Source organism: Rhodococcus sp. JVH1, assembly GCF_000280725.2.
GTDB lineage: Bacteria > Actinomycetota > Actinomycetes > Mycobacteriales > Mycobacteriaceae > Rhodococcus_F > Rhodococcus_F jostii_A.
This window is the reverse complement of sequence record NZ_CP166289.1, coordinates 3271883-3298851: the sequence shown is the minus strand read 5'-3', so window position 1 is coordinate 3298851 and position 26969 is coordinate 3271883. Positions and strand designations below refer to the sequence as shown.

The following is a 26969-nucleotide window of genomic DNA, read 5'->3' as shown; positions in this document are numbered from 1 at the left end:
CAGACACCGACGAGGAAGAACTATGGCCTAGATCACAGTTCTTGTCCACTTGGAGGCCAGCGGGCTTTGTTCTCGGAAAGACGGAAGTGTGTATTGATGAAAATCCAAAGGTCCTCTACTGTCAGCGTGACACCCCTCACTCGCAGATTTGAAGAGGACACGAGACATGGCTCTGACAATTGGCATCGACGTGGGTGGCACGAAGATCGCAGCCGGCGTGGTCGACACCGAAGGAGTCATCCACCGGATGGTGCGTCGTGACACCCCGTCCCACGATGCGCGCCGTGTCGAGAACGTCATCGCCGAACTCGTCCGCGACCTGGCAGATACCCACCCGGTGCAGGCGGTCGGCATCGGCGCGGCCGGCTTCGTCGCCGCGGACCTCAGCACCGTGCTCTTCGCCCCGAACCTGGCCTGGCGCAACGAACCTCTCGGCGAGGTGGTCGAAGCGGCGTGCGGACTGCCGACGGTGGTGGAGAACGATGCCAACGCCGCGGCATGGGGCGAGGCGCGCTTCGGGGCCGGGCGGACGGGGCAGACCGTCGTCGTGCTCACGGTCGGAACCGGGATCGGCGGCGGCATCGTCGTCGACGGCGTGCTCCATCGCGGCAAATTCGGTGTGGCCGCGGAATTCGGGCATCTCAATGTCGAACCGCACGGTCGCCGATGCGGTTGTGGCAACCACGGCTGCTGGGAGCGTTACGCCAGTGGCCGGGCGCTCGTCCGCGAGGCGCAGGATCTGGCGAACGTCTCGCCCGGTTTCGCCGCCGACCTCCTGACCCGCGCCGGCGGACGGGCGGACGCCATCACGGGCCTGCACATCACCGCGGCCGCGCAGGAAGGTGACCCCGCCGCGCTCGAGTGTTTCCGGGTGATCGGCTCCTGGCTGGGTCATGGCATGGCGGACATCGCGGCGTTCTTCGACCCCGACCTGTTCATCATCGGCGGGGGAGTGTGCGAGGCGGGCGAACTGCTGCGCGGTCCCGCCGCCGCCGCGTTCGAGAACCGTCTCACCGGACGCGCACACCGACCGGTCGCCGAGGTGCGACTGGCTGAACTCGGCGCGAACGTCGGCATCGTCGGCGCCGCCGATCTGGCCCGGGAACGAATTCTCGGGCTCGCACACAACGGCTCACGAGTATCTGGAGGAGTGCAATGTCCAATCGGTTGAGTCTTCCCATTCCGGTCGCCGAGGTGTGGGACTGGCAGAGGGACGCCGCGTGCCGCGGCTACGAGTCCTCCACGTTCTTCCACCCCGACCGCGAACGTGGCCGGGCTCGCGAGATGCGGGACTTCCGCGCCAAGATGATCTGCCGCGGATGCCCCGTCCTGGTGCAGTGCCGGGAGCACGCGCTCAGTGTCGGTGAGCCGTACGGCATCTGGGGTGGACTCTCCGCGAACGAGCGTGAAGAACTGCTCGCCAATCACCACGGCCGGGTGGACGAGGCCGTCGCGGAATCCTTCGGCTTCGATCTGGCGCGCCAGGCCTGAGCGCGAACGGTCAGCTTCCGGCGGGCAGCATGACCACTCGGCTGTTGTCGGTGTCCGCGACGTACACGTCGCCTCGGCTCGACACGGCGATCCCCTCCGGCTGGTCCAGCCCGGAGAACGGGAGAACCTCCTGCTCGTCCGAACCGGCGGCCAGTCGCAGAATGCGATTGTGGTTCTGATCGATGGCGTACAGGGTTCCCTCGTCGTCGACCGCGACACCACCGACGCTCTGGAGGTCGGTGAACGGCAGATAACTCTGGGCATGGGTGGCGGCGTTCCACGCGAGAACCTTGTTGGGTGTGCCGACATAGAGATCCCCGTGTTCACTGACGGCGACGGCGAACGGGCCGATCACCGTCAGCGGCACCGCGACGGGAGCCGCGGTGACGTCGTGCAGCGACATCACCCGATTGTTCAGCGTATCGGCGACATACAGCGTGGCGTCCGGCCCGAGTGCGATTCCGAACGGCTGGTCGAGTCCGGCGAACGGCAGCGGCACCTGGGTGCTGCCGTGCAGCATCGTCACGGTGTTGGTCACCAGATCGGAGACGTACACGTCGCCGGACGCACTGACCGCGACTCCCTGCGGAACCTCGAGTCCGGTGAAGGGAAGAACTGTCTGCTCGTACGTCCCGGCGCTCACTTTCAGGACCTGTTTGGCCGCGCTGTCGGCGATGTACAGGTCTCCGGTGCCGGAGACCGTGAGCCCTGCCGGACCCTGTAGACCGGTCAGCGGGAGCACGACCTGCGCGCTCGTCGACTCCTCTCCCGGCCAGGCGACATAGGCGACGGCGGCGACGACGAGGACGAGGACGCCGGCCAGCAGCGCGGCGAGCAGTCGGCGCGTCCGCCGCCCCGCGACCGGTGTCGGTTTCGTGGGCACCGCACCCGGCACGGTGTCGGGACGGGTCACGTCCGGACCGCTCGCGCGGGTGGTCGAGGCGGGGTCGACCAGGGCAGCAGGCCGGGTCACGTGGCCGGGCCCGGACCACTCGATCGCGCGGACGGCGTCGCTGAACTCACGACAGGTCGAGTAGCGATCTTCGCGGTCCTTGGCCATGGCGCGCGCGACGACCGCATCGACACCGGTGGGCAACCCGGGGCGCACCACGCTCGGCTGGGGAATCGGTCCGTTCAGATGGCCGTGCATCACCGAGGACGCGGTGTTGCCGGGGTACGGCGGTTCGTTGGTGAGCAGGTGGAAGAAGGTGCAGCCCAACGCGTAGATGTCGACGCGATGGTCGAGTTTCTCGCCCTCGATCTGCTCGGGCGCGGCGTAGTGCAGGGTCGCCACCAACATCCCGGTGCGGGTCAGCTGATGTGTTTCGTCCAGGGCCTTGGCGGTGCCGAAATCGGTGAGCAGGACCCGTTCTGGGTCGCCCGGCGCGAGCAGGATGTTCGCCGGCTTCACGTCGCGGTGCAGAATCCCGGCCTCGTGGGCGTGGTCGAGTGCCTTCCCTGTCTCGCTGACGATGTGGACGGCGCGCTCGACGTCCAGGGCGCCGGAGCCGAGCGCTTTCCTGGCGTCGCTGCCGGGAACGTACTGCATCGCGATCCACAACCTGCCGCCTTCGCGGCCGCGGTCGTGGACGGTGACGATGTTGGGATGGTCGAGATGCGCGGCGTGGTCTGCTTCCGATTCGAAGCGTGACCGGACGTAGTCGTCGTTCGTCCACGACGTGTCGAGCAGTTTGAGGGCGATCTTGCGCGGCAGGTTGGGATGCTGGGCGAGGTAGACGGTGCCCATGCCGCCTCGTCCCAGAACCCGTTCGATCACGTAGCCGGCAAATACCGTGCCCGGTTCGAACTCGCCGCTCACATCGGCTTCACCGCCTCCCGGGTCCCTCCAACCATTGAACGCCGACGCCGGGTCAGTCCGGTAGCCGCCGCATCTCGATGACGGTCAGTCCCAGCGCGTCGAAGCGTGCCAGCATGCCCCGGAGATCCGTCGGGCTGTCGACCGGGCCGTAGAGCGTGGTGTCACCGGTCGTGACGTCCGAGACGTCCAACTCGGGGAACGCGGCCAGCACCCGATCGGAGAGGGCGCCGCTGATCAGGAAGGCGTACCTGACCTTGCCGGGCCAGTTCGATTCAGGACGCACCACGGTGGGCTCCTTCATTCGCATCGTCGTTCCAGAACTCGGTCAGCCGTAAATTTCAGGGTGACCGACGAAACGGCAACGCGCCTCACCCGCAAGTGGTGAACCGGCTCAGAGCAAGCCGTTGTGTTGCGCGGCGGCGATGGCGTCGCGGCGGGAGGTGACGCCGAGCTTGCGGTAGATCCCGCGCAGGTGGGTCTTCACGGTGTTCACCGACACGCACAGATCTGCGGCGATCTGCTCGGCGGTCCGCCACGACGGAAGTTCCACGAGGAGTTCCAATTCGCGGGGAGTCAACATGTCGGACGCAGCACTCTCCGACCGCGGGAACGACGCCCGGAGCCTGTCCGCGAAGGGTTCGAGGACACCGAACCGGCCGGTGCTCCGCACGAGTAGTTCCCGGATCTGCGGTCCGCAGTCGTGGAACGGGCGCAACGCCGACTGCGGTTCGGCGAGACGCAACGCCTCGGTGAGCGCGCTGTGGGCTCGTGAATCATGTTTGCGGGCAAGCGCGATGGATGCGTCGACGAGCCACGCCGCGATCAGGTTGGTTCCCGCCGCGCACTCCAGTTCACCGTCCAGGACGGGTTGGAGTGTCTTACGTGCCAGGTCGAGGCGATGGAGGTGCAGATGGACGATCGCCTCGACGACGGCTGTGTCGCCGGTGGGTCCGAGGAGGGCATGCGTCTCGGACGCCAGCTCGTGCGCCCACCCGGTCTCGCCGGCGAACAGATAGGCGTACTGGATGGCAGGCAGCAGCACCGCCCGGATGCCGGGCGGGACCGGCAACGAGGACGACACGGGGCTCTCCGCGTGCAGCGTTGTCACCGAACTGTGCCGGTTTCCGGTCTCGTCGAGACCGAACAGGGTGGCGGCGCCGTCGGCGAAACCCGCCGTCTCGGTATGTGCGCGATGCAGTGCCTCGGCGGACTCGGCGGCGAGACGTGCGGCATCGGGGTCCATCCGAATGTAGCGGCACCAGGAGTCGATGAGCTTCGCCAGCTGGAATGTCGGGTCGCTCGTTGCGGAATGGGTCCGGCCGATCGCCAGTGCCTCGTCGGCCAGTGCGGACGCCCGCACCACGTCCCCCCGCGACATCGCGACGCCGCCGAGAGTTCCCAGGCAGTACATGACGCCCAGCGGCGCATCGCCGAGTCGAGCGTGGGCAAGCGACTTCCCGAGCACGACCTCCGACTCGTCGTTCCGCCCGAGGAACAGCAGCGCGCGCCCTTCCTGGAGCAGGACGAACGCGTCGAGATCGGGATCGCCGCTCGATCCGACACCGACATTGCGCAGCCGGTTCAGGGCGGTCTCGATGCCCCCGGTGCCGATCGCGGTCTGCACCCGGAGCGATTCGCGGAGCAGCAGGTGTACCCGGGACTCGGCGGCGCCGTCCACCAGCAACCCCGACCGCCTGCGGTCGAGAAGCTCGAGGGTGGACGTGGCCACCGGGATGTTGCCCGATGCGAGCGCCGCGGCGGCGCGGATGAGCCGCGCCGTCGGGTGGTCCTGCGAAGATCGGGGTGCCCGGGTGAGGAGCCGGTCGACGGTCTCCCCATGACCTCCGACGATCAGGGCCAGCGAAGTCCGGGCGAGCAGCGCCACGATCTCGTCGTGATCACCGGAGTTCACCGCGTGCTCGAGTGCGAGCAGCGCGTCCCCGAATTCGTCGTGCCAGTGGGCGGCCGTCAATTCGAGATGCTCGACTTCGACGTGCCCGATCCGGCTGATCTCCGCCCGCAGATAGCTCCGCAGCAGCGGGTGGTAGCGATAGTGAGTGGGGCTGTCGGTGATTCTGCTGATCAGAAAATTGTGGTGTTCGAGCCAGTCGATGTTGCCGTGCGCATCCGTGCAGCCCGTGAGCTTCTCCGCGAGTTCGACTGTGAACGAGACGGGTACGGACGTGCGCAGGAGGAACTCGCGCATCTCGTCGGTCTGGCCGGCGAGGACCTCTTCGATGAGATAATCGGCGACCGCCCGGCGGTCGCCCGTGAACTCGGCGATCAACCGGCTCGGATCCGGATGTCCTTCCAAAGACATTCCCGCCAAACGAATTCCGGCAGCCCAACCCTCCGTGCGATCCATCAGCGCGTCGAGATCGTCCGCGCTCAGCACGACGTCGTGCTCGTCGAGCATCTCGGCCGCCTCGTCGGACGTGAAGGCGAGATTCTTGGCCGTGAGCGTGAACAGCTTGCCGTCCAGGCGAAGTCGCTGCAATGCCAGCGGCGGCTCGAACCGTCCGATGATGACCATTCGCAGCATCGGAGGTTGCCAGCGCACGAACGACTCGAGGTCGGTGAGTACGTCGGTGTCGCGGAGGAGGTGGGCGTCGTCGATGACCATCCAGATGTTCTCGCCCAGTTCGTGCAACGCGGCCGACAACTGCGCGCCGAGGTCCGGTGCCTCGGAATCGAGCCTGGCGCATGCCTTCTGCACGCGAGCATTCCCGGTGTCGGTGAGTGAGCGGAGGATCGCCCGGTGGACTACGTCGAGGTCGTTGTGCCGCTCCTCGATCGTGAGCCAGGCAATGGTCGGAGCGTCGCCCGCGGCGAGCAGTTCCCGCGCCCAGTCGCCCACGGCCCGCGTCTTTCCCGACCCGGCCGGTGCGCAGACGAGCGCCACCGGGCAGGGGTGGGAGTCGTCGGTGAGCGCTTCGGTGAGCATGGTGTGCAGGCGGGTCCGAGTAACCGTCCGACCCCCCGCACTCGTAGGTATTCGAGTGCTCAGATGAAATTCGCCGAGAGGTGCTGCCGTCACGCCGACCCCCAATTCTCGCTGCACCGAGAAACGATCTTCGACAAACGCCAATCCCGGACGCCGTTGGCCGGTTTGACGATTTTAGCGAGAATGCGTTGTCTTGTGTGGGTGAACGTGTTTTACCGAACGGGAACGCCACGCTGTCGTGCTGGTGTTCGGACTACTTCGTCATCGCGATCCTGCACCCGATTCGGAGTCCGTCACTCCGCGGGGACCTGGGAAAATTAGCCAAAGCCGCGTTGCAGGCGTGAGCCTGCGGAAGCATTCGACGCACTCGTCAACGGAAGTAGACAGCATGCACACACAGGGTGCCTGCCGCGGGCCCACCCGATCACGAACTCGATGCGTTGCGGGCCGAGGTGCGAACGTTCCTGCGCGAGCAGATCGACGCCGGCGTGTTCACACCCGGTGTGGACACGTGGCTCACCAGGTGGAATCCGGACTTCACGAAGGCCCTCGCAGCCCGCGGCTGGCTGGGCATGACGATCCCGGCGGAGTACGGCGGGCAGGGCCGCACGTTCATGGAGCGGTTCGTCGTCACCGAAGAACTGCTGGCCGTCGGCGCGCCCGTCGCCGCACAGTGGGTCGCGGACCGGCAGACCGCGCCGTCGCTGCTCACCTACGGCACCGAGGAACAGAAGCAGCGGTTCCTCCCCGGAATCGCGGGCGGCGAGATCAGCTGGGCGATCGGAATGAGCGAACCGGAATCGGGCTCCGACCTCGCGAGCGTCCGCACGAAAGCGGTCCGGGTCGACGGCGGCTGGCGGATCACCGGGACCAAATTGTGGACGTCCGGCGCCCACCGGGCCGACGCGTTCTTCGCTCTCGCGCGGTCGGCTCCGCTGGATCCGGCGCAGCGCCACGCCGGGCTCAGCCAGTTCATCGTTCTGCTCGACTCCCTGGGGGTGCAGATCAGGCCGATCCTCTCGATGTCGGGAGATCACCATTTCAACGAGGTGATCCTCGACGACGTGTTCGTGCCGGACGAGTTGCGGCTCGGCCGCATCGGCGAAGGCTGGAAGCAGGTCACGTCCGAACTCGGGTTCGAATGCAGTGGCCCGGAACGTTTCATGTCCACGTTCCCGATCCTCGCCGCGATGGCCGAGGAAACCCGGGAGGGACGGCAACCGGCCGATGCCCGCATCGGAGCGCTCGTCGCCCGGACCTTCGGACTCCATCACATGTCCCGTGCGGTGTCGGAGGCACTGGGGCGTGGTGACGACGCCGAACTCGGCCTCACGAGGCTCACCGGCCCCGAATCCGAGGGCGGCAGCGACGCCGGGTGGACGGAGTCGGCGTACCTGCTGGCGGCCGCGGGCGCCGCCGATCTCCCGATCGCCGAGAACGACCTGCTCGCGGGATGGCTGCTCGGCAGGTCCGGGTGCCCGACCGCGAACTCCGGCCCCGCCGTGGTCCGCACCGCAGCCGTGCTGGACGCCGACGGCACTGCGTGGCACGTCCCGTGGGCACGCTCGGCGGATGCGCTGGTGGGGCTGTGGGAGGCGGACGGAACGTGGCGGGTCGCCGAATTCGCCCGCTCGGACCTCGAGGTGACGGAGGCGGCCAATTTCGCGTCGATGCCGCGGGATCACGTCCGGGTCGACCTGTCCGCACAGCAGGGCACACCGGTGCCGGCGGACGTGGTGATCGAGTTCCGCCGCCGCGGCGCACCGGCCCGGGCGCTTGCGATGGCCGGGACCATGGAACGCGTCCTGACCCTCGTCGTCGAACACACCTCGGCGCGCGCACAGTTCGGTCGCGCGGTGGGCAAGTTCCAGGCGGTGCAGGCCATGGTCGCCGACATCGCTGCGGAGGGCGCCCTGGCACGCGCCGCCGCGAACGCCGCGGTGTCGATCGCCGAGGAACACGGTTTCGGAAGCCCGGAGGCCGGTTTCGCCGTCGCCGGGGAACGGGGCCTGTGGCCGCTCATCACCGACGGGTAGGCGGCTCCGCTGCCCGTGCGCGGTTAGCGAGTGCAGAGACTCGTTGACCGCGCACGGGCGCGGAGCGCCTACGGCGTGACGATCGGGAACGCGCTGTCGGGTGCGTCGAGGAGTTCCGTGAGGACCAGGAGCTTCGACGGGTCGCCCGTCACCTCGATGCCCTCCAGCCCCTTGCCGGCGAACAGTCCGAGTAACTGCATCTTCGTCAGTGTCAGCGAGACGTCCGGTTGCGTCGGGGTCCTCGGCGACAATGTCTGGATGAGTGCACCGTTGGACAGCGTCGTCCGGTAGTGCGCTTCGGGTTCGGTGAAGTGCCACTCCGCGACAAGGGTCTTGTCCCAGGCTCGTGGACCGTTGATGCGGAGGGCGATGGAGTCGAAGATCTGCTCGATCGTCAGGGCGCTCAGCATGTCGGCGCCGAGGTCGCCGAGCGGAGGGGCGACGATGCCGCCGCGCAGTTCGAGTGCACCCGTGAGGTAGAAGTTGCGCCACGTCGCGTTCTCCGCGCCGAACCCGAGTTGCTCGTAGGTGCGGGCCAGCAGGTCCTTGGCCGCACCGTCGGAAGGGTCGGCGAAGACGGCGTGCTTGAGCAGTTCGGCGGCGAACCGCAGATCGCCTTGCTCGAGGTACTGCGTCGCCTTCGACCGCACCTCGCTCTGGCCGCCCATGCACTCGACGTAGCGTGTGGCCGCGTTCTCGGGTGGGTGCTGCCACAGCGACGTCGGGTTGCCGTCGAACCAGCCCATGTACCGCTGGTAGATCGCCTTCACGTTGTGGCTCACCGAGCCGTAGTAACCACGTGCGTGCCAAGCGGATTCGAGAGCAGGCGGTAGCGGGAAGTCCTCGGCGATCTCGATTCCCGTCCTCCCGGTGTTGAGCATCCGCAGGGTCTGGTCGTGCAGGTACTGGTACAGGTCGCGCTGCTGCGACAGGAATGTCACCACCCGGTCGCGACCCCACGTCGGCCAGTGGTGGGAGGCGAAAGCGACGTCGTAGCCGCCGTCGAACATCTCGATCGCCTGGTCGAGGTACCGCGACCAGGCGCGGGGGTCCCGCACCAGCGCGCCCCGCAGCGTGAGGAGATTGTGCAGATTGTGGGTGGCGTTCTCCGCCATGCACAGTGCCCGGTGGTCGGGGAACAGGAAGTTCATCTCGGCGGGCGCCTCCGTTCCCGGCGTCACCTGGAAGACGATCCGGATGCCGTCGACGGTCTCCTCCTGGCCGGTGTGGGTGATGTCGACGGTCGGTGGGATCAGTCCGGGTCGACCCGCCGAGGTGTTCGTTCCGAGCCCCGCCCCGAGGTGCCCGCGCGCGCCCTTGGGGAGCAGCGGTCCGTACATGTAGGTGGCGCGCCGGCCCATTGCCGTTCCGGCATAGACGTTCTCGGATACCGCGTGTTCGAGGAAACCTTCGGGGGCGAGGATCGGGACGTCGCCGCGACCGTCCGGGAGAACGCCGACGACGCCACCGAAGTGATCGATGTGGGAGTGCGTATAGATGACTCCGGTGACGGGCCGGTCGCCACGGTTCTTCCGGTACAGCGCGAGCGCGGCGGCCGCCGTTTCCTGCGAGATCAGCGGGTCGATCACCAGGACGCCAGTCTCGCCCTCGACGATCGTCATGTTGGACAGGTCGATTCCGCGTAGCTGGTAGATGCCCTCGGTGACTTCGTACAGACCGTTCTTCGCGCACAGTTGCGACTGACGCCACAGGCTCGGGTGGGCGGTGTCCGGGCAGTCACCGTTCAGGAACGAATACTCCTGCATGTCCCACACCACGCGACCGTCCCCACTCGTGACGGTGCAGGGGTCGAGGCGGTCGACGAAACCGCGGTCGGCGTCCTCGAAATCGGTGGTGTCCGAGAAATCGGGTGTCATGTTTCTTCCTTCTCGTGTCGCGGTGGGGAGGGGGCAGGAACCGGTGCAGGGGGAGTGGGAGCGCTGCTGAGGATCGTGTTCACCCACCGCGTGGACGGGTCGATGTCGATCAGCAGCGCCTTCGCCATCAACGACAACGGGATTGCCAGGATCGCGCCGAGCGGCCCGAGGATCCACGCCCAGAACACCAGCGACAGGAACGTGAACGTCACGGACAGGCCCACCGCGTCACCGACGAACTTCGGCTGGATCACCGACTGGATGATGACGTTGATGACGCTGTACACGACGATGACCGTCAGCATCAGTCCCGGACCACCCTGGAGCAGCGCGAGCAGGGCCGGCGGAACCAGCCCCAGGATGAACCCGACGTTCGGGATGTAGTTGGTGATGAACGACAGCAGTCCCCACAGGATCGGCAGCGGAATTCCCAGCGCCCACAGTGCCCCCGTGTCGATGACGGCGACGATCAGCCCGAAGACCGTGGACACGATCAGGTACGTGCGGGTGCCGGCCGAGAACGACGTGAGAGCGGTGGCGATATCGGGACGCATCTGCGTGACGATCCGCATCCGCGCACCGTAGGAACTTCCGTCGACGGCCATGAACAGCAGAAGGGCGAGGACGAACAGAAGATTCGAGAAGATGCCCAGCATTGACTGCAGGATCGCCTCCACGAAGCCGAAGACCTTGCCGTAATCCACCTGGGAGAGCAGGGTCTGGGAATCGGTCGAGTTCACGCCGTTGCTGTTCAGGAAACTCTGGGCGTCATCGATGAGGGCGGTGAAGTCGTCCGCGTACTCCGGTAGGAGCGTGGCGAGTTGGGCAACCGACAAGGCCAGCGACAGCACGAGGACGAGAATGATGCTGTTGACGACCAGGATCGCCGCGATCGTGGCGAGCCAGGTCGGGAGACCCTTTCGGTGAAGCCATTCGGGCAGCGGGTGAACCGCGACGGTCAGCATGAGAGCGAGAAAGATCGGGCCGACTATCGACGCGGCCACCTGTATGCCGGCCACGGTGACGACGAGTGCGGCCAGGCCGAGGATCACGATCAGACCCCGCGGCATCGACCACTGAGAATCCGGCGCCGCGCCGGATACGTCCTGCGGATCGGTCATCGCGTGTCCCTTCGCAACAATCGGCCAACCGGGATGCCCCGAATCGACTGTTGCACCCGGCCGACGACGACACATCATCCGTTGCAGATGAGGATCACCCGGCGCGGATGATGCCGATGCCATCGCGAAGCCGCACGATTCCACTGTTCGAGCACATCCTTTCGAGAAGGGCATGGACATGACGACAAATCCGGAGTCCAGGACCACCAGCCCTGTCAAACAGGGCTTTGCCGCGGGAACGTCGCTGGCAGCGGCGATATTGCTGCTGACCGTCGGCGTGATCTCCTTCTTCCAGGGCATCGCCGCGGTCGCCTCCGACAACCTGCTGGTCATCGGTGTCCAGTACACCTACCAGTTCGACACCACCGCATGGGGATGGATCCACATCCTTCTCGGCGTCGTTCTGGTCATCAGCGCGATCGGCCTCATGACGGGCGCCACCTGGGCCCGTGTCGTGGCCGTCTGCATCGCCGCGCTGTCGATCCTCGCGAACTTCCTCTGGCTGCCCTACTACCCGCTGTGGTCGATACTGATCATCGCGCTCGATGTCGTCGTGATCTGGGCGGTCACCACCTGGGATACCGCCAGGGACTAGGACGATGACGACGTGGTGAGCTCCGCGACCGGCACTTGGCCGGTATTCGGCTCGCTGCAGGAGTATCGGAAAGGGTGGGTCAGGCCCGACGTCATCGCGGGCCTGACCGTGTGGGCCGTGCTGGTCCCGGAGGCCCTGGCCTACGCGACTATCGCGGGAGTTCCCCCTGTCGTCGGTCTGTACGCGGCGACACCGGCCCTGGTCCTCTACGCCGCGGCAGGCAGTTCCCGGCATCTGGTGGTCGGGCCGATGTCGGCGACGGCCGCCCTGTCGGCCGCGATCGTCGCGCCGCTCGCCGGGGCGGACGGTGGCAAATACGCTGCCCTGACAGCGGTGCTGGCAATCGCCACCGGCATCGCCGGGCTGCTCGCGGGGCTCCTGCGTATGGGCTTCATCGCGGCTTTCATCTCGGAGCCGGTGCTGAAGGGCTTCATCGTCGGGCTGGCTCTGACCATCATCGTCGGGCAGGTTCCTGCCCTGTTCGGAGTGGAGAAGGAGCACGGCAACTTCTTCGAACAGGCCTGGGGAGTCGTCACCCACCTGGGCGACATCGACTGGGGCACATTCGTCGTCGGTGTGCTCAGTCTCGTCGTGGTGCTCGGATTCAGACGGTGGCTGCCGCTCGTGCCCGGTTCGCTGCTGGCCGTCCTCCTCGGTATCGCCGCGGTCGCCGTGTTCGGTTTGGACGGTAGAGGTGTCGACATCGTCGGTCACATCGACTCCGGTCTGCCGTCGGTGGGACTGCCGGGCGGTGTCGGATTCGACGACTACGTCGACCTTCTCGGGCCCGCAGTGGGCGTGCTGCTCATCGGGTTCGCGGAAGGGCTCGGTGCCGCGAAGACGTACGCCGCGAAAGAGGGCTACGAGGTGGACGCCAACCGGGAACTCCTCGGCCTCGGCATCGCCAATCTCGGCTCCGGGCTGTGCTCGGGGATGGTGGTGAACGGCAGCCTCTCCAAGACGGCGGTCAACGGCGAAGCGGGCGCAAAATCGCAGGTCAGCGGTCTCGTCGTCGCGGTCCTCACCGTGGTGACCCTGCTGTTCCTCACCGGACTGTTCGAGAAACTCCCCGAGGCGACGCTGGCGGCGGTGGTCATCGCCGCCGTCATCGAACTCGTCGACATCTCCGCGCTGCGCCGGCTCTACGGGGTGTGGACCGAAAGGCTCGGCAGCATCTACGGATACGCTGCGCGCGCCGATTTCGCGGCCGCGCTCGCCGCCATGGTGGGCGTGCTCGTGTTCGACACCCTGCCCGGACTCGTCATCGGCATCGGGGTGTCCATGCTGTTGTTGCTCTACCGGTCGTCGCGTCCCCACGTCGCGGCGCTGGCGAAGGAAGGGTCGCTGTGGGTGGACGCCGAGCGTCACCCCGACCTCCCGACCACCCCGCACGTGGTCGTGGTGCGCGTCGAGGCTGGACTGTTCTTCGCGAACGCCGATCACGTCAAGGACCGCATCGAGGCCCTGTGCGCCGACGACACGCGAGTGGTGGTAATCGACGCCGAGACGTCGCCGTTCGTCGACGTCAGTGCCGCGCAGATGCTCGTGCAGTTACGGGATGTGCTCGCACGCAGGGGAATAGAGCTACGTGTGGCGCGGGACATCGGGCAGTTCCGGGACACGATACGACGCTCGGGCTCGGACGCGACCCCCGTCGGCCTGTATCCGACCGTGCGCGAGGCCCTCGGGGAACCGGATCGGCGTAGCGAGGATTCATGACAGGGCCGACGTTTCGGTGTGAGTCACCGTGACCGTTCTCGCGCCGACCCTCGTCGGGTACCGGAAGAAGTGGCTCCGCGCCGACGTGGTCGCGGGCCTCAGCGCCGGCGCGGTCGTGATTCCGCAGGCGATGGCGTACGCCACCATCGCGAACATGCCCGTCCAGATCGGCCTGTACACCTGCATGGTGCCGATGGTGGTCTACGCGATGCTCGGCGGATCCCGCACCGCCAGTGTAAGTACCACCTCGACCATCGCGACCCTCACCGCGTCCACCCTGATCGGAGCGGGAATCGCCGCCGGTTCCGACGACGCCCAGACGTCGCTGATGACGCTGACGCTGTTAGTGGGCGTGATCCTGCTGCTGGCGAGGCTGCTGCGGCTCGGTGCGATCATCGAGAACATCAGCGAGGCAACACTGTCCGGGATCAAGGCCGGGGTGGGGCTGACGGTGGCCGCGAGCCAGCTGCCGAAACTGCTCGGCGTACCGTCCGATCCGGACGCCACCGGATTCTTCCGCGTCGTGTGGTCGGCGCTCCGGCAGGTCGGCGACGCGAACGCCGCCACCGTGCTGCTGGCCGCCGGGTCGATAGCGGCGCTGTACGCGATGGCGAAATTCATACCGCGGGTCCCAGGGCCGCTGGTCGTTGCGGTCGCGGGGATACTGCTCGTCGCGCTTGCGGGCATCGACGGCCGCGGGGTCGCGTTGATCGCCGAGGTGCCGCGTGGCATTCCGCTACCCGGTATCCCACCGCTCGCCGACATCGGTGCGCTGGTGCCCGGGGCACTGGCGATCGCGATCATGGCGTTCCTGGAGACGGTGTCCGTCGGGCGTGGAGTGCGGCGGCAGACGGAACCGCCGATCGACAGCGACCGCGAACTGCTCGCCAACGGCGCGGCGTCTGTGGCGGGCGCGTTCTTCCACACCCTGCCGCCGGCGGGCGGATTCTCGCAGACCGCGGTCGCGTTGCGGGCAGGGGCGAGGACCCAGCTGAGTGGGCTCGTCACGGCGGCGCTGGCGGTGCTCGTCGCGCTGTTCCTCGCCCCGGTGCTCAGCGACCTGCCGCAGGCCACGCTCGGCGCGATGGTGGTCGTCGCGACGCTCGGACTGCTCGATTTCGGGTCGTTCGCACGGTTCTGGCGCATCGACAGGACAGAGTTCTGGGTGGCGCTCGCGACCGCACTCATCGGTCTGGTCGCCGGACTGCTGCCCGCCGTCGCGGTCGGGGTGCTGTTCACGTTGTATCTGGTACTGCGCGAGCTGAACCGGCCGCACGTCGTGCAAATGCAGAAGGACGGACACGGCCAGTGGCGCGCGGGGGAGGAAGACGCGCCGACCGTGCCCGCCGATCCTCTCGTACTCCGGCTGAACGTCGGTCTCTACACCGCGAACGTGCGGGCGAACACGGTGGCGATCCGCACCCGCCTGGGGGTGGTCGAGGGCCACGACACGTCGACCGTGCCCCACACGCTGATTCTCGACTGCTCGCGCCTGCAGAAGGTGTCGCTGACCGTGATGCGCAGCTTCCTCGACCTCGAGCGGGAACTGTCGGACGCCGGGGTCACCGTGTACTTCGCCGAGTTGCCCCGCGCCAACCGCGACACGGTGCTCCGCACGGACCTGGGGCGCGAATTCGACGGCAGGGGCCGGTTCTTCCCCACCGTCGACGACGCCGTAGGCGCTGCGCACCCGTGAGTGGTTGACGAGTCTCTGGACTCGCTGACCACTCACGGGCGGCGGAGCCGCCTACTGGTGGCGCAAGGCCGCGGCGAGGGCGTCCTCGGGGTCGATCAGGTGGTTGTGGTCGTCGTCGCCCAGTTCGATGTCGGCCCAGTCGATCTTGCCGTTGAACTTGCCCCGCGGCGTGGTGTACCCCTCGTAGACGGGCATTCCGGTGTCCACGCCGACGTCGAGTCCCTCGTCGAACGAGAAGTACAGCGGATGGGTCCGTTCGACGTGCTCGCTGCCGGCCTCGTCGCCGTCGATGTACAGGGTGGCGGTGCCGCCCTTGCCGATGCCGCCGCCGTCGTACGCGAACTCGACGCGAACCTGATGCTCGCCCGCCGTGAGTGCGGTCGGCGCCAGCACCGTCGTTCTCCGTAGACCGCAGTAGTTGTAGTGGTAGCCGAGTGTGCCGCCGACGGTGAACAGGGCCCAGCCGCCGGTGCGTCCGCCCTGGGTGACGATCACCCCTTCGGCGCCCGATTCCGGAACCTGGATCTGCGCGGTGACCGAGTAGCTGCGGTTCTTGATGTTGATCGCGACGTTCTCGCCGAGCCGGGTCATGCCCTCGAACAGCCGGAGCTTGTCGCCCCGGACGAGGGTCGGCCGTCCCGCGATCTCCGGGTTCATCCGTTCGGCGGCCCGGTCGTCGAGCGGGAGCACGTTGTGCCGCACCGCCTCGATCAGGAACAGCTGCTGCAGTTCGGCGAGCTTGTCGGGGTTGTCCTTCGCGATGTCGTGGGCCTGCGTCCAGTCCGTGGTGGTGTCGTACAACTCCCACACGTCCAGGGAGAAGTCCGGGGCCTTCGCGACGACGTCCCACGGTGTGCGGTGTTTGGTGACGGCGGTCCACCCGTCGTGGTATACACCGCGATTGCCCATGAGCTCGAAGTACTGCGTCCGGTGACGTTCGCCTGCGTCCGCATCGTTGAACGTGTATGCGAAGGACGTGCCGTGCATCGGCACCTGAGTGACGCCGTTGACCGTGTGCGGTTGCGCCAGTCCCGCCAATTCGAGGATGGTCGGCGCGACGTCGATGACGTGATGCCACTGGTGACGGGTCTCGCCCTTGGCCTGGATGCCGCCGGGCCAGTGCATGATCGTCCCGTTGCGGGTTCCGCCGTAGTGGGAGGCCACCTGTTTCGTCCACTGGTACGGGGTGCACATGGCGTGCGCCCACCCGACCGCGTAATGGTTGTACGCCTCGGGGCCGCCGATCTTGTCGAGGTGCTCGTTCCAGAACTCGACAGTCTCGTACTCGCCGCCGCCGTTGGAGGCGGTGGTGATCATGTACGTGCCCTCGAGCCCGCCCTCGGCCGAGGCACCGTTGTCGCCGATGATGTAGAGGATCAGCGTGTTGTCCAGTTCGCCGATCTCCTCGACGGCGTCGACGACGCGGCCGACGTGGAAGTCCGCGTACTCGAGGAACGCCGCGTACTCGAGGAACGCCGCGTACACCTCCATCTGGTGCCGGAGGATCGGTTTGCGCTCCTCCGGGATGTCGTCCCACGCCATGATGCCGTCGGGGCGGGCGGTGAGATCGGAGTCGGGTCCGATGACGCCGAGTTGCAGTTGCTTCCGGAACGTTTCGTCGCGGACGGCGTCCCACCCCTGGTCGAACCTGTCCTTGTACTTGGCGATCCATTCCTTCGGCACGTGGTGCGGGGTGTGCGTCGCACCCGGCGCGAAGTACGTGAAGAACGGCTTGTCGGGTGTCAGCGCCTTCTGCTGTTTGATGTAGTCGATGGCCTTGTCGGCCAGGTCGGGCATCAGGTGGTAGTCGGGGTCGTCGGGCGGGAGGACGGCGGTCACCCCGTCGACGAGCGCGGGCTGCCACTGGTTGGTCTCGCCGCCGATGAATCCGTAGAAGCGTTCGAACCCGCTGAACGCAGGCCAGTGATCGAACGGGCCCGTGGGCCCCGATTCCCAGACCGGAATCTCGTGGCACTTTCCGAATTGTGCGGTGTTGTAACCGCTCTGCCGCAGGATCTCGGCAAGCGGTGTGCACGAGTTCGGCCGCGTCGACCGATAGCCGGGTGCGGGGGTGGCGGTTTCGGTGATGTGGCCCATCCCGACCGCGTGGTGGTTACGGCCGGTGAGCATGGCGGCGCGCGTCGGCGAGCACAGCGACGTGGTGTGGAACCGGGTGTATTTCAGACCATCCGCCGCGAGCCGCTCGGCGGTCGGGGTGCCGACCGGACCTCCGAACGCGCTCGACGCCCCGAATCCGACGTCGTCGAGAAGGATCAGCAGCACGTTCGGGGCGCCGGCGGGAGGGCGCTTGGCGGTGATGGGAGGCAGCTTCTCGGTGGCGTGTTTGGCGTCGAAGTACAGCGGCCCCTGATACTGCTGATCGGGGAGCGGGAGGATCGATCCGGGAAGCTCCTCAGGCATGGTGTTCGCCCTTTCCATGGACAGCACGGTCTCCCCGCCGACGCTAGGGCCGGCAACTCCGTTCCGGCTCACACTTTCCGGGTGAAGCCGTGACCCGTCCCGCCGTGGTCGCATGGATCGGAGACCGCGGGACAGGAGCCAGTCGTGAGTGCAGAACTGCAGGAACTCGCCGCCAAGGCGTGGGTGTACGGTTTCCCGCTGGTGTTCGACCTCGACCAGGTGAACCGCTTCGTGGCGGAGGGGATGGGGAGCCTCGATGCCGCACCCTTCAACACGTTCGGTCACGCGCGCACGCTCGCCGGGCCGCAGGACACGTTCGTCTCGGTCAACAACGACACCATCTATTCGATCGCCCAGATCGACCTCGGCCACGGACCGCAGTTGCTGCGAGTCCCGGACGCCGGTGGGGCGTACTACGTGCTGCAATTCGTCGATGCGTGGACCGACAACTTCGCGTACGTCGGCAAACGCGCGACGGGAACGGCGGCCGGCCGTTACCTGCTGACCGGTCCCGGGTGGTCCGGTGAGGTCCCCGACGGCGCGACGCAGATCGCGTTCCCCACCGCGGTGGGCACCGTCATCGGCCGCTGGGCCTGCGACGGCGAGGCCGACCTGGAGCGGGTGAAGGGATTGCAGTCGGCCCTCACGTTGGAACCCGTCGGCGACCAGGAACCGGCGGAGGGCCTGCCGGTACCCGACCCGAATGTCCCCGAGGAACTTCAGTTCTGGGAGAAGCTGCGGGTGTACTCGCAGGCGTACCCACCCGCTGCGCAGGACCTCGCCGCGCAGCAGGCGTTCGCCCCGCTCGGGTTGCTCGAGACGGGGCAGTCGCCGTACCTCGAAGCGCCGCCGGACCTCGCATCCGTGCTCACCGCTGGTGCCGAGGCCGGGCGCCAATCACTGGTCGCCGCACTGAAATCGGGTGCAGGAAGCGAGGTGGTCAACGGGTGGCAGTTGATGTACCACGCCTTCGACTACAACGACGACTTCTTCGAGATCGGCACCCTCGACTCACCCGAGTGGCGGATCGAGGACCGCTCGAAGGCGCTGGGACTGCGGGCCGGCGCCGCGATGGCGGGGCTGTGGGGAAACCATGGTTACGAAGCCGCATACGCACCGATCTACCACGACAGCGAAGGCAACGAACTGTCCGGCGAGCACACCTACACACTCACGTTTGCGCCGACCCCACCGGTCGACGCGTTCTGGTCGATCACCATGTACGACCTCCCGGACTTCTACCTCGTCGACAATCCGATCGACCGTTACTCGATCGGTGACCGCACGCCGGGACTGGTGTTCGCGGACGACGGTTCGCTGACCATCACACTCAGCGCGGACGCCCCGGCCGATCCGGTGGCCCGCGCCAACTGGCTGCCGACACCGGCAGTCGGGTTCCGGCCGCTGCTCCGGATGTACAGCCCGAAGCCGGAGGTGTTCGACGGAACGTTCGAGATCCCGCCCTTCGTGAAGACCAGGTGATGAGGGGGCGCAGGTGATCGGACTGATCTGAGTGCGAACGTCGTACGACGCCGCCGACACGTAGTCGTCCCAGTCGGGAAGGAGCAGGACGACGCGCAGTTCTCCCATCGCGGGGTCGGTGATTGATCCTCGACAGCAGAGTTCCCACGCAGTCGATGGCCTGCATCAGGGCGTCACCCACCCGGACCCGCATCCGCACGAGGACAGCCGCCCCGCGCGCGAGGTGCGCCAGCTTCGGCAGGTCGATCTGACAGAGCATCCCGCCGGTGCCGGTCCACCGGATGGTTGACGACCAGGCCCGCCGTGGTCGCGAAGACGAAGAAGCCCAGGAACATCCCGAAGGAGTTCCACACCAGCGGGTCGTCGCGGAACAGCGTCAGTCGCGGGGTCAGAGTCGTGGCACCGAACTGACCCACGAGGAACAGCAGCGAGAACACCACGCTCGCCGGCGTGATGACGGCGCCGGCGAGAGTGAACAGCAGGGTGGCCACGCTGGTGCCGCTCGTCCGGGGACCGATGTCGAGGGTGGGGAGCGCGAGGCCGAGGAGGAAACCGCCGAACAGATAGCCGAGCTGGACGAGCCCCAGTCGCAACGGCGGCCGGCGGCGAAGCGCGCGCAGAATGGGTCGCGAATCCGATCCGGACCGGGGGAACTCGGCTGCTCTGTTCACGGCGTCCCCTTCGCCCTCCGATGATCCCGAATCGGCGGTAGGGTTCGTGCCGATTCGAGGGGGGATCGAGTGAAGAAAGTTGCCGCGGCGCTCCTGTGCGCCGCGATCACGTCCGGGTGCGCGCACAGCGTGTCGGGGACTGCGGGGGCGTCTCCGCTGCAGGAACTGAGCACCGGGCAGCAACGGCACATCCACGTCGAGAACGCGCTCCGCGACGCCGATCCGTGCGGACTGCTCGACGTGGCCGTGGTGCGGGGCGCCGGAACAGTCCAGCAGTACGGGTCCGCCGTGCAACTGCCGGTGTGTTCGGCGTTGATGGCCGGGCCCGGCGGCGCGACCACTTACGTGGAGTTGTCCCTGCTGCCGTTGATGCTGTCCGACGCGGCGCTGACCCGGCCGGAGACGGTCGACGGGGTGACCGTCTACCGCGGTGCGGGCGCCGACCCGATGCGCGGGACGTGTGAGCGCGTCTTCCGGCTGAACCTCGGAACCGACCGGGAACAGGTGGAAGGGCAGCTGGCGACCGTCCGCGCCGGAACCGTCGCCGGCCAGGACGCCTGCCCGATCGCCGACGCGGTGCTGGACTCGGCGATCGACAGGATGCGGTCGGGACTGCCCGCTCGCGACGTCACGTCCGCGCATCAGGTGGCGCTCGCGGTCCACGACCCGTGCGAAGTACTCGACGTGCTGGGCGCCACGGCGGGCGGACGCGTCGTCGATCCGGAATCGCCGCCCACCCCGTTCGACTGCGTGCTGTTTCCGAACCCGAATCGGGTGCCGGGGAGTGAGGTGACCGTGTCGTTCACGGTGTCGCCGGTCAAGGAAAACCGACCATCCGTTCCCGCCGAGCCGGAGACGGTCGGCGACCGATGCCGGTGGACGAGCCCGATGGGCGAGCCGATCGACATCACTCGTCCCGGAGCGGGCGTCGACGAGTTCACCCGCAGGCTCGGTCACGCGGGTGCAGTCGTCACTGTTCACGGCCCGAACTGCGCGGCGGTGGCGAGGGTCGCGGACGCCGCGAACACGGCGTTCGGATAGGCGTCCGAATGGACTCACCCGGGATCAGATTGGACTCCGCCGGTAAGCTCGACAGCTGGACCAGTACAGATTCATCGACCTGGAGGTAGAAACGCGTGGCTCTCGTCGTCCAGAAGTACGGCGGATCCTCGGTGGCAACCGCCGAGAGAATCCGACGAGTGGCTGAACGGATCGTCGAGACCAAGAAGGCCGGCAACGATGTCGTCGTCGTGGTTTCAGCGATGGGGGACACCACTGATGAGCTGCTCGATCTGGCTCAGCAGGTGTGCCCAGCCCCACCCGCCCGCGAAATGGACATGCTGCTGACCTCCGGTGAGCGCATTTCCAATTCTCTCGTCGCGATGGCAATTCATTCGCTCGGTGCGGAGGCCCGTTCGTTCACGGGCTCCCAGGCGGGCGTCATCACCACCGGTGCTCACGGCAACGCCAAGATCATCGACGTCACACCGGGCCGCGTCCGGGATGCGCTCGACGAGGGCTCGATCGTCCTCGTCGCCGGGTTCCAGGGCGTCAGCCAGGACAGCAAGGACGTGACGACCCTCGGGCGCGGCGGTTCGGACACCACCGCGGTGGCCCTCGCCGCGGCCCTCGAGGCCGACGTCTGCGAGATTTACACCGACGTCGACGGCATCTTCACCGCCGACCCGCGCATCGTTCCCGACGCGCAGCGTCTCGAGACGGTGTCGTTCGAGGAGATGCTCGAGCTCGCGGCGTGCGGCGCGAAGGTGCTCATGCTCCGCTGCGTCGAGTACGCCCGCCGATACAACGTGCCTGTGCACGTCCGTTCGTCATACACGACCAAGCCGGGCACCATCGTGTCCGGATCGATGGAGGACATCCCCGTGGAAGAGGCAATCATCACCGGAGTCGCGCACGATCGCGGCGAGTCCAAGATCACCGTCGTCGGCCTGCCCGACACCCCGGGTTACGCCGCGCAGGTCTTCCGCGCGGTGGCCGAGGCGGAGATCAACATCGACATGGTGCTGCAGAACATCTCGAAGGTCGAGACCGGCAAAACCGACATCACGTTCACCTTGCCCACCGCCGACGGCCCGCGCGCCGTCGAGAAGCTGACGAAGCTGCAGGGCGACATCGGCTTCACGCAGGTGCTGTTCGACGACCACATCGGCAAGGTGTCGCTCGTCGGCGCCGGCATGAAGAGCCACCCGGGCGTCACCGCGACGTTCTGTGAGGCTCTCGCGAAGGCCGGTGTCAACATCGACCTCATCTCCACGTCCGAGATCCGTATCTCGGTGCTCGTCAAGGACGTGGAGCTGGACAAGGCCGTGAAGGCGATCCACGATGCATTCGGGCTCGGCGGCGACGAAGAAGCCGTCGTGCACGCAGGAACGGGACGGTAGATCATGACCACCATCGCTGTCGTCGGTGCCACCGGACAGGTCGGCATCGTCATGCGCACCCTCCTCGAGGAACGGAACTTTCCCGCGGACAAGGTGCGGTTCTTCGCTTCCGCGCGGTCGGCGGGCAAGAAGCTGCCGTTCCGCGGCGAGGAGATCGTCGTCGAGGACGCGTCCGCGACGTCCGACGAGGACTTGAAGGGCATCGACATCGCCCTGTTCTCGGCCGGTGCGACGCTCTCTCGTGAGCAGGCCCCGCGGTTCGCGGCGGCAGGCGCCACGGTCGTCGACAACTCGTCGGCGTTCCGCAAGGACCCCGACGTTCCGCTGGTCGTCAGCGAGGTCAACCCGGAGCAGGCGAAGAACCCGCCGAAGGGCATCATCGCCAACCCCAACTGCACCACGATGGCCGCGATGCCGGTGCTGAAGGTTCTGCACGACGAGGCCGGTCTGCAGCGTCTCATCGTGTCGAGCTACCAGGCCGTGTCGGGCAGTGGCATCGCCGGTGTCGAGGAGCTGCTGGGCCAGGCCCGTGCCGTCATCGACGATGCGGAGAAGCTGGTGCACGACGGCAGCGCCGTCGACTTCCCGGCCCCGAACAAGTACGTCGCACCCATCGCGTTCAACGTTCTGCCGCTGGCCGGCTCGATCGTCGACGACGGCAGCGGTGAGACGGACGAGGACCAGAAGCTCCGCAACGAGAGCCGCAAGATCCTCGGCCTGCCTGACCTGCTGGTGTCGGGCACGTGCGTCCGCGTCCCCGTGATCACGGGCCACTCGCTGTCGATCAACGCCGAGTTCGAGCGTCCGCTGTCGGTGGAGCGTGCGCAGGAGCTTCTGTCGAAGGCTCCCGGTGTGCAGTTGGTGGACGTCCCCACCCCGCTCCAGGCCGCGGGCAGCGACCCGTCGCTGGTCGGGCGCATCCGTCAGGATCCGGGTGTCCCGGAGGGCCGCGGTCTGGCACTGTTCGTGTCCGGCGACAACCTGCGTAAGGGTGCCGCCCTCAACACCATTCAGATCGCCGAACTGTTGGTCTGATCTCCCCCACGTGAGTGGCAAAGTGTGCTTCCGCACGCTTTGCCACTCACGTCTGTTTGTGCGGGTGGATACTGAGCCGATGAGAGTCGTCGGTGCTGCGGTGGCGGCGATTCTGTTGCTGCTCACCGGTGCGAGCGAGGCGCCCGCGCAGCCGGGAATCCTGCTGTCGCAGGAAGAACTTCCACCCGCCGCGGTCCCCGGCCAGGCAGGCGACAGCGTCCGGGTCCGCTACTCGACCCTGCGCACCGCGACCGCGACCGGTGAGTCGACCGGATCGATCTTCCTTCCCCGTGGCGATCCCCCCGACGGCGGCTGGCCGGTGGTGTCCTACGCGCACGGCACGGTCGGGGTCGCCGACCAGTGCGCGCCGTCCGTCGCCGGGTTCAACTACGTCGAACTGCCCGCGATCGAGCAGTGGCTGGCCGCCGGGTATGCCGTCGCAGCAACGGATTACGCGGGAATCGGCACGCCCGGTGTCAATGCCTACCTCGACGGCCCTGCCGCCGCCGCGAACGCCGTCGACATCGTCCTGGCCGCCCACGACGTCTACGGGGACGTGCTCAGTGACCGGTGGATCGTCACCGGACTGTCGCAGGGCGGGCACGCGACCTACTTCGCTGCCCGCGGGGCCTCCGCCCGGGCACCCGCGCTCGACTTTCGCGGCGCCGTCGCGGTGGCCGCGCCGACACACCTCGAACAGCTCTTCCCGGCCGCGGGTCCCTCGATTCCGGCGCTGCCGACAACCGGAATCGTGAACTACGGGTTGCTGAGCCTCGCCGGCATCGACGACCAGCGTCCGGAGGTCGACATTCGGCGGTATCTGTCGCCGAAGGGAATCGAATTGATGGAGCTGGCGGAGGTGACGTGCATCCGGGAACTCGGCCGGTACCTGCTCGCCCATCCCGCTTCGGGCGGGGACCTGTTCGCGGCGCCCCTGTGGAACGAGCAGTTCCGGGCGCTGTTCCGGGAGATGCAGCAGGTGCCCGTCGACGGGTTCGACCGCCCCCTGCGGGTGGTGCACAGTCTGTCCGACACGTCGGTGCCGATGCCGTTGACGTGGGCGCAACTCGCCGAGATGCAGCAGCGCGGGGTGAACGTCGAATATCAGCAACTCGCCGCCGAGGATCACCGCGAATCACTGATGGCCTCCATGCCGGAGTCCCTGGCGTTCGCGGCGCGCGTGCTGTCCCCCAGGTGAGTGGCACCGCGTACCCGAGCACACTTTGCCACTCACCTGGGTTCACCCGGCACGTGCGAGGCGGAGACGGCGCCCCGAACCTACGGTTCGGACATGGGCTCAGTCATCGGAGAACTGTTACCGCTCGCAGTGGGTGTCGCGATCTCGCCGATACCGATCATCGCCGTCATCCTGATGCTGCTGTCGAAGCGTGCGGGCGGTGCGAGCGCGGGCTTCGGTGTCGGCTGGATCCTGGGGATTCTTGTTGCGACGGGCATCTTCATGCTCCTCGCCGGCAGCATCGACACGTCCGGCTCCGACGGTCCGTCGGCGGCCGCGTCGTGGGTGAAGGTGGTTCTCGGTGTGCTGCTGCTCCTGCTCGCGGGGCGGCAGTGGAGAAGCCGCAATGCCCACGCGGAGCCGCCGAAGTGGATGCAGGCCATCGACGACCTGAACTTCGTGAAATCCACCGGTCTCGGATTTGCGCTGGCGGCAATCAATCCCAAGAACCTGCTGCTCTGCGTGTCCGCGGGCGTCGGGATCGGTACGGCCGGGGTGAGCGGCGGCGAGCAGGTGGTGGCGCTGATCGTGTACACGGTGCTGGCCGGATCGACCGTCCTCGTCCCGGTCATCGCCTACGCCGTCGCAGCCGACAAGATGCGCGGGACCCTCGACAACCTCAAGGTCTGGCTCCAGTCCAACAACGCCGCGGTGATGAGCGTGCTGCTACTCGTGATGGGGGCCGTCGTCCTCGGTAAGGGATTCGGCGGCTTGTTCTGACAAGCGCGGACTTCGCCGTGGGAGTGAGGGTCAACGCGGGTGCGTGCGGCCGATCGGCGGCGCAACGTATAACTCGGAAGAGCGGTGCGGGGCCGAGCGGTTGCGGGGATTCTTGGTCCCGGCGCGCGGAGAAGGTGGCCGAACCGACGGCGCGGCATCGTTCGTGGAGCTGCCAGTCCCAGAATTCGGTGACGGCGGTGAGCTTGGCCTGCTGGAGAGTCGACTGCGGCACGGTGGTTTCTCCTCAGGAGGGAGAGGGAGCCGGGTGACGGTCCGCCGCGGGCAATGAGGTGTCGGCGGACGTGGTTGTCCGTGGCCGGCCGGAGGGGTGGGTGCGCCACGCTCCCCACCCCGCCGACCGCCGACGGTCAGCGAATTCCTACGCGGGGATGGGGGTGCCGCGGTGGGTTTCGCTGAGCTCGGACGGGCGCGCGGACTGTCCGGAGCCCGGGTCCTTGTGGAAGGCACCGTTCTTCATGATGCCCACGATCTTGGACTGGTCCTGAAGGATGGTGATGTCTTCGAGCGGGTCACCGTCGATGAGGATCATGTCCGCGTAGAACCCGGCCTTGACCTGCCCGAGGTCGTCGGGCATCCGCATGATCTGCCCGCCGAGTGCGGTGGCCGAGAGCAGCGTGTCCTTCGGGGAGAACTCGAGTAGTTCGACGAAGTGCTGCAGGTCGCGGGCGTAAGTGCCGTGCGGGGTCCAGGCGAAGCCGTAGTCGCCGCCGGGCAGCACCCGGATGCCGCGTTCCTTCATCTTCTTCAGATTGTCGATCGCACAGTCGAGTTCGTGCTGGTATCCGGCAGCTTCGGCGGCCTCGGGGGGATACCCGAACGCTTCGGCGTCGTGCAGGGTGGCGACCAGCCAATTCAGCCCGGGTGCGACGAAGATGCGGTCCTTCTGCTCTTCGAGCATGTCCAGACCCTCCTCGTCGGTGAAGGAGGCGTGGTAGATGATGTCGACGCCGTTGCGCAGCGACATCTTCACGCTCTCCCCGGACCTGGCGTGGGAGCACACCCGCAGTCCGCGGCGGTGCGCCTCGGTGACCGCGGCGAGGGTTTCCTCGTCCGAGAAGTAGTTGTCCTCGGCGTGCTGGTTTCCGGTGATCTCCTCACCGGACATGCTCAGCTTCACCAGGTCCGCGCCCAGGTCGACGTTGCGCCGGACGGCCTTGCGCATCTCCTCGGGACCGTCGGCGAAGGCGGTGATGCCCTTGACCAGGGCGCCGCCGGTGACCGCGATTTCCTGACAGTTCGCCAGGTAGCGGGGTCCGGGGATCTGGCCGGCGTTGATGGCGTTGCGGATGACCACATCCAGTCGCGGCTTGGCGGCCGCGGCACCGACGCACATGGTGTAGCCGGAATCGATGTAGGTCTGCGCCGAGCGGGCACACAGCAACGTGTGTTCCTCGACGCCCATCGTCCCGAGACCGGGCAGGTCTGCGGAGTTGACCCAGGAGAAGTGGGTGTGAGCATCACACAGACCCGACATCAGGAACTTGCCCTGGCCGTCGATGACCCTCGCGCCTTCGCGAGGCAGATCTCCTGTGCCCTTGCGGACCTCGGCAATGCGTTCGCCTTCGACCAGCACTTCACCCTCGTACGGGTCGGAGCCGGTGGAGTCGAAAATCCGAACGTCGGTGAAAAGGATGGACTGATCGGGGGTGTTGGCTGACGTCATTGTCGCCACTCCTTTCTTC

At 67.3% G+C, this 26969-nt stretch carries 20 protein-coding genes and 1 pseudogene; 13 read left to right on the top strand and 8 right to left on the bottom strand.

Annotated elements, in window-relative coordinates:
* Window positions 1-166: 166 nt before the first annotated feature.
* Window positions 167-1171 carry an ROK family glucokinase gene (locus tag JVH1_RS15055; protein ID WP_009477335.1) on the top strand — a complete coding sequence of 335 codons (1005 nt, stop codon included), beginning with the start codon at window positions 167-169 and terminating at the stop codon, window positions 1169-1171.
* Complete coding sequence (locus JVH1_RS15050) at window positions 1156-1491, top strand: WhiB family transcriptional regulator (RefSeq protein WP_005253437.1); 336 nt, start codon at window positions 1156-1158, stop codon at window positions 1489-1491. Before JVH1_RS15055 ends, JVH1_RS15050 begins: the two co-directional genes overlap by 16 nt.
* A 10-nt stretch (window positions 1492-1501) precedes the next feature.
* On the opposite strand, the gene JVH1_RS15045 is transcribed toward JVH1_RS15050, so the two are convergent.
* From JVH1_RS15045 to JVH1_RS15035, 3 genes are all read right to left on the bottom strand, one after another.
* Window positions 1502-3310, bottom strand: a complete 1809-nt coding sequence (locus JVH1_RS15045; protein ID WP_009477336.1) for a serine/threonine-protein kinase PknD — start codon at window positions 3308-3310, stop codon at window positions 1502-1504.
* A 52-nt stretch (window positions 3311-3362) separates the two neighbouring features.
* The gene (locus JVH1_RS15040; RefSeq protein ID WP_016884498.1) at window positions 3363-3611 is read right to left on the bottom strand and encodes a hypothetical protein; all 249 of its coding nucleotides are present in this window, start codon (window positions 3609-3611) and stop codon (window positions 3363-3365) included.
* A gap of 90 nt (window positions 3612-3701) precedes the next feature.
* Window positions 3702-6254, bottom strand: coding sequence for a LuxR C-terminal-related transcriptional regulator (locus JVH1_RS15035; protein WP_009477337.1), 2553 nt, complete (start codon window positions 6252-6254; stop codon window positions 3702-3704).
* Between the two features lie 401 nt (window positions 6255-6655).
* Between JVH1_RS15035 and JVH1_RS15030 the strand changes: the two are divergent.
* Window positions 6656-7615 (top strand): annotated as a pseudogene (locus tag JVH1_RS15030) (acyl-CoA dehydrogenase family protein); the annotation flags it as partial.
* 309 nt (window positions 7616-7924) lie between these two features.
* Window positions 7925-8290 (top strand): acyl-CoA dehydrogenase family protein, encoded by a 366-nt coding sequence (locus JVH1_RS15025; protein ID WP_272943938.1) that lies wholly within the window; start codon window positions 7925-7927, stop codon window positions 8288-8290.
* A gap of 68 nt (window positions 8291-8358) precedes the next feature.
* On the opposite strand, the gene JVH1_RS15020 is transcribed toward JVH1_RS15025, so the two are convergent.
* Together JVH1_RS15020 and JVH1_RS15015 are read right to left on the bottom strand one after the other, a co-directional pair.
* Window positions 8359-10167 carry an alkyl/aryl-sulfatase gene (locus JVH1_RS15020; protein WP_009477340.1) on the bottom strand — a complete coding sequence of 603 codons (1809 nt, stop codon included), beginning with the start codon at window positions 10165-10167 and terminating at the stop codon, window positions 8359-8361.
* Window positions 10164-11288 carry an AI-2E family transporter gene (locus JVH1_RS15015; RefSeq protein ID WP_043780593.1) on the bottom strand — a complete coding sequence of 375 codons (1125 nt, stop codon included), beginning with the start codon at window positions 11286-11288 and terminating at the stop codon, window positions 10164-10166. Before JVH1_RS15015 ends, JVH1_RS15020 begins: the two co-directional genes overlap by 4 nt.
* Window positions 11289-11460: 172 nt before the next feature.
* Here JVH1_RS15015 and JVH1_RS15010 point away from each other — a divergent pair, with 172 nt between their 5' ends.
* The 3 genes from JVH1_RS15010 to JVH1_RS15000 are packed head-to-tail and all read left to right on the top strand — an operon-like array spanning window position 11461 to window position 15298.
* Window positions 11461-11883, top strand: coding sequence for a hypothetical protein (locus JVH1_RS15010; protein ID WP_009477342.1), 423 nt, complete (start codon window positions 11461-11463; stop codon window positions 11881-11883).
* A 12-nt stretch (window positions 11884-11895) separates the two neighbouring features.
* Entirely contained in the window at window positions 11896-13602 is a 1707-nt protein-coding gene (locus JVH1_RS15005; protein WP_009477343.1) for a SulP family inorganic anion transporter, read from the top strand.
* Between the two features lie 28 nt (window positions 13603-13630).
* The gene (locus tag JVH1_RS15000) at window positions 13631-15298 is read left to right on the top strand and encodes a SulP family inorganic anion transporter (protein WP_009477344.1); all 1668 of its coding nucleotides are present in this window, start codon (window positions 13631-13633) and stop codon (window positions 15296-15298) included.
* 51 nt (window positions 15299-15349) lie between these two features.
* On the opposite strand, the gene JVH1_RS14995 is transcribed toward JVH1_RS15000, so the two are convergent.
* A complete protein-coding gene (locus tag JVH1_RS14995) occupies window positions 15350-17719 on the bottom strand; it encodes an arylsulfatase (RefSeq protein ID WP_043780595.1) in 2370 nt (789 codons plus the stop codon).
* A 144-nt stretch (window positions 17720-17863) separates the two neighbouring features.
* Between JVH1_RS14995 and JVH1_RS14990 the strand changes: the two genes are divergently transcribed.
* Window positions 17864-19201 (top strand): DUF1254 domain-containing protein, encoded by a 1338-nt coding sequence (locus JVH1_RS14990; RefSeq protein WP_009477346.1) that lies wholly within the window; start codon window positions 17864-17866, stop codon window positions 19199-19201.
* Between the two features lie 173 nt (window positions 19202-19374).
* Here the strand turns inward: JVH1_RS14990 and JVH1_RS14985 are convergent, their stop codons facing one another.
* Entirely contained in the window at window positions 19375-19872 is a 498-nt protein-coding gene (locus JVH1_RS14985; protein ID WP_009477347.1) for a DUF2254 family protein, read from the bottom strand.
* A 69-nt stretch (window positions 19873-19941) separates the two neighbouring features.
* Between JVH1_RS14985 and JVH1_RS14980 the strand changes: the two genes are divergently transcribed.
* The 5 genes from JVH1_RS14980 to JVH1_RS14960 all read left to right on the top strand — a co-directional run bounded on the left by JVH1_RS14980 (window position 19942) and on the right by JVH1_RS14960 (window position 25266).
* Window positions 19942-20913, top strand: a complete 972-nt coding sequence (locus JVH1_RS14980; RefSeq protein WP_009477348.1) for a hypothetical protein — start codon at window positions 19942-19944, stop codon at window positions 20911-20913.
* Window positions 20914-21008: 95 nt separating this feature from the next.
* A complete protein-coding gene (locus JVH1_RS14975) occupies window positions 21009-22274 on the top strand; it encodes an aspartate kinase (protein WP_009477349.1) in 1266 nt (421 codons plus the stop codon).
* Between the two features lie 3 nt (window positions 22275-22277).
* Window positions 22278-23309: an aspartate-semialdehyde dehydrogenase gene (locus JVH1_RS14970; RefSeq protein WP_009477350.1), complete on the top strand. Its 1032-nt coding sequence runs from the start codon at window positions 22278-22280 to the stop codon at window positions 23307-23309.
* Window positions 23310-23388: 79 nt separating this feature from the next.
* Window positions 23389-24507: a lipase family protein gene (locus JVH1_RS14965; protein ID WP_009477351.1), complete on the top strand. Its 1119-nt coding sequence runs from the start codon at window positions 23389-23391 to the stop codon at window positions 24505-24507.
* A 93-nt stretch (window positions 24508-24600) separates the two neighbouring features.
* Window positions 24601-25266 (top strand): GAP family protein, encoded by a 666-nt coding sequence (locus JVH1_RS14960; protein ID WP_009477352.1) that lies wholly within the window; start codon window positions 24601-24603, stop codon window positions 25264-25266.
* A 379-nt stretch (window positions 25267-25645) separates the two neighbouring features.
* On the opposite strand, the gene JVH1_RS14955 is transcribed toward JVH1_RS14960, so the two are convergent.
* A complete protein-coding gene (locus JVH1_RS14955; RefSeq protein WP_009477353.1) occupies window positions 25646-26950 on the bottom strand; it encodes an amidohydrolase family protein in 1305 nt (434 codons plus the stop codon).
* Window positions 26951-26969: the final 19 nt, after the last annotated feature.

Bases quoted from the DNA above. Each gene is read 5' to 3' on its own strand.
- JVH1_RS14970 (WP_009477350.1), top strand. From the start codon at position 22,278: ATGACCACCATCGCTGTCGTCGGTGCCACCGGACAGGTCGGCATCGTC.
- JVH1_RS15020 (WP_009477340.1), bottom strand. From the start codon at position 10,167: ATGACACCCGATTTCTCGGACACCACCGATTTCGAGGACGCCGACCGC.
- JVH1_RS14955 (WP_009477353.1), bottom strand. From the start codon at position 26,950: ATGACGTCAGCCAACACCCCCGATCAGTCCATCCTTTTCACCGACGTT.
- JVH1_RS15025 (WP_272943938.1), top strand. From the start codon at position 7,925: ATGCCGCGGGATCACGTCCGGGTCGACCTGTCCGCACAGCAGGGCACA.
- JVH1_RS14965 (WP_009477351.1), top strand. From the start codon at position 23,389: ATGAGAGTCGTCGGTGCTGCGGTGGCGGCGATTCTGTTGCTGCTCACC.
- JVH1_RS14960 (WP_009477352.1), top strand. From the start codon at position 24,601: ATGGGCTCAGTCATCGGAGAACTGTTACCGCTCGCAGTGGGTGTCGCG.
- JVH1_RS15055 (WP_009477335.1), top strand. From the start codon at position 167: ATGGCTCTGACAATTGGCATCGACGTGGGTGGCACGAAGATCGCAGCC.
- JVH1_RS15040 (WP_016884498.1), bottom strand. From the start codon at position 3,611: ATGAAGGAGCCCACCGTGGTGCGTCCTGAATCGAACTGGCCCGGCAAG.
- JVH1_RS15010 (WP_009477342.1), top strand. From the start codon at position 11,461: ATGGACATGACGACAAATCCGGAGTCCAGGACCACCAGCCCTGTCAAA.
- JVH1_RS15015 (WP_043780593.1), bottom strand. From the start codon at position 11,288: ATGACCGATCCGCAGGACGTATCCGGCGCGGCGCCGGATTCTCAGTGG.
- JVH1_RS15050 (WP_005253437.1), top strand. From the start codon at position 1,156: ATGTCCAATCGGTTGAGTCTTCCCATTCCGGTCGCCGAGGTGTGGGAC.
- JVH1_RS15035 (WP_009477337.1), bottom strand. From the start codon at position 6,254: ATGCTCACCGAAGCGCTCACCGACGACTCCCACCCCTGCCCGGTGGCG.
- JVH1_RS14995 (WP_043780595.1), bottom strand. From the start codon at position 17,719: ATGCCTGAGGAGCTTCCCGGATCGATCCTCCCGCTCCCCGATCAGCAG.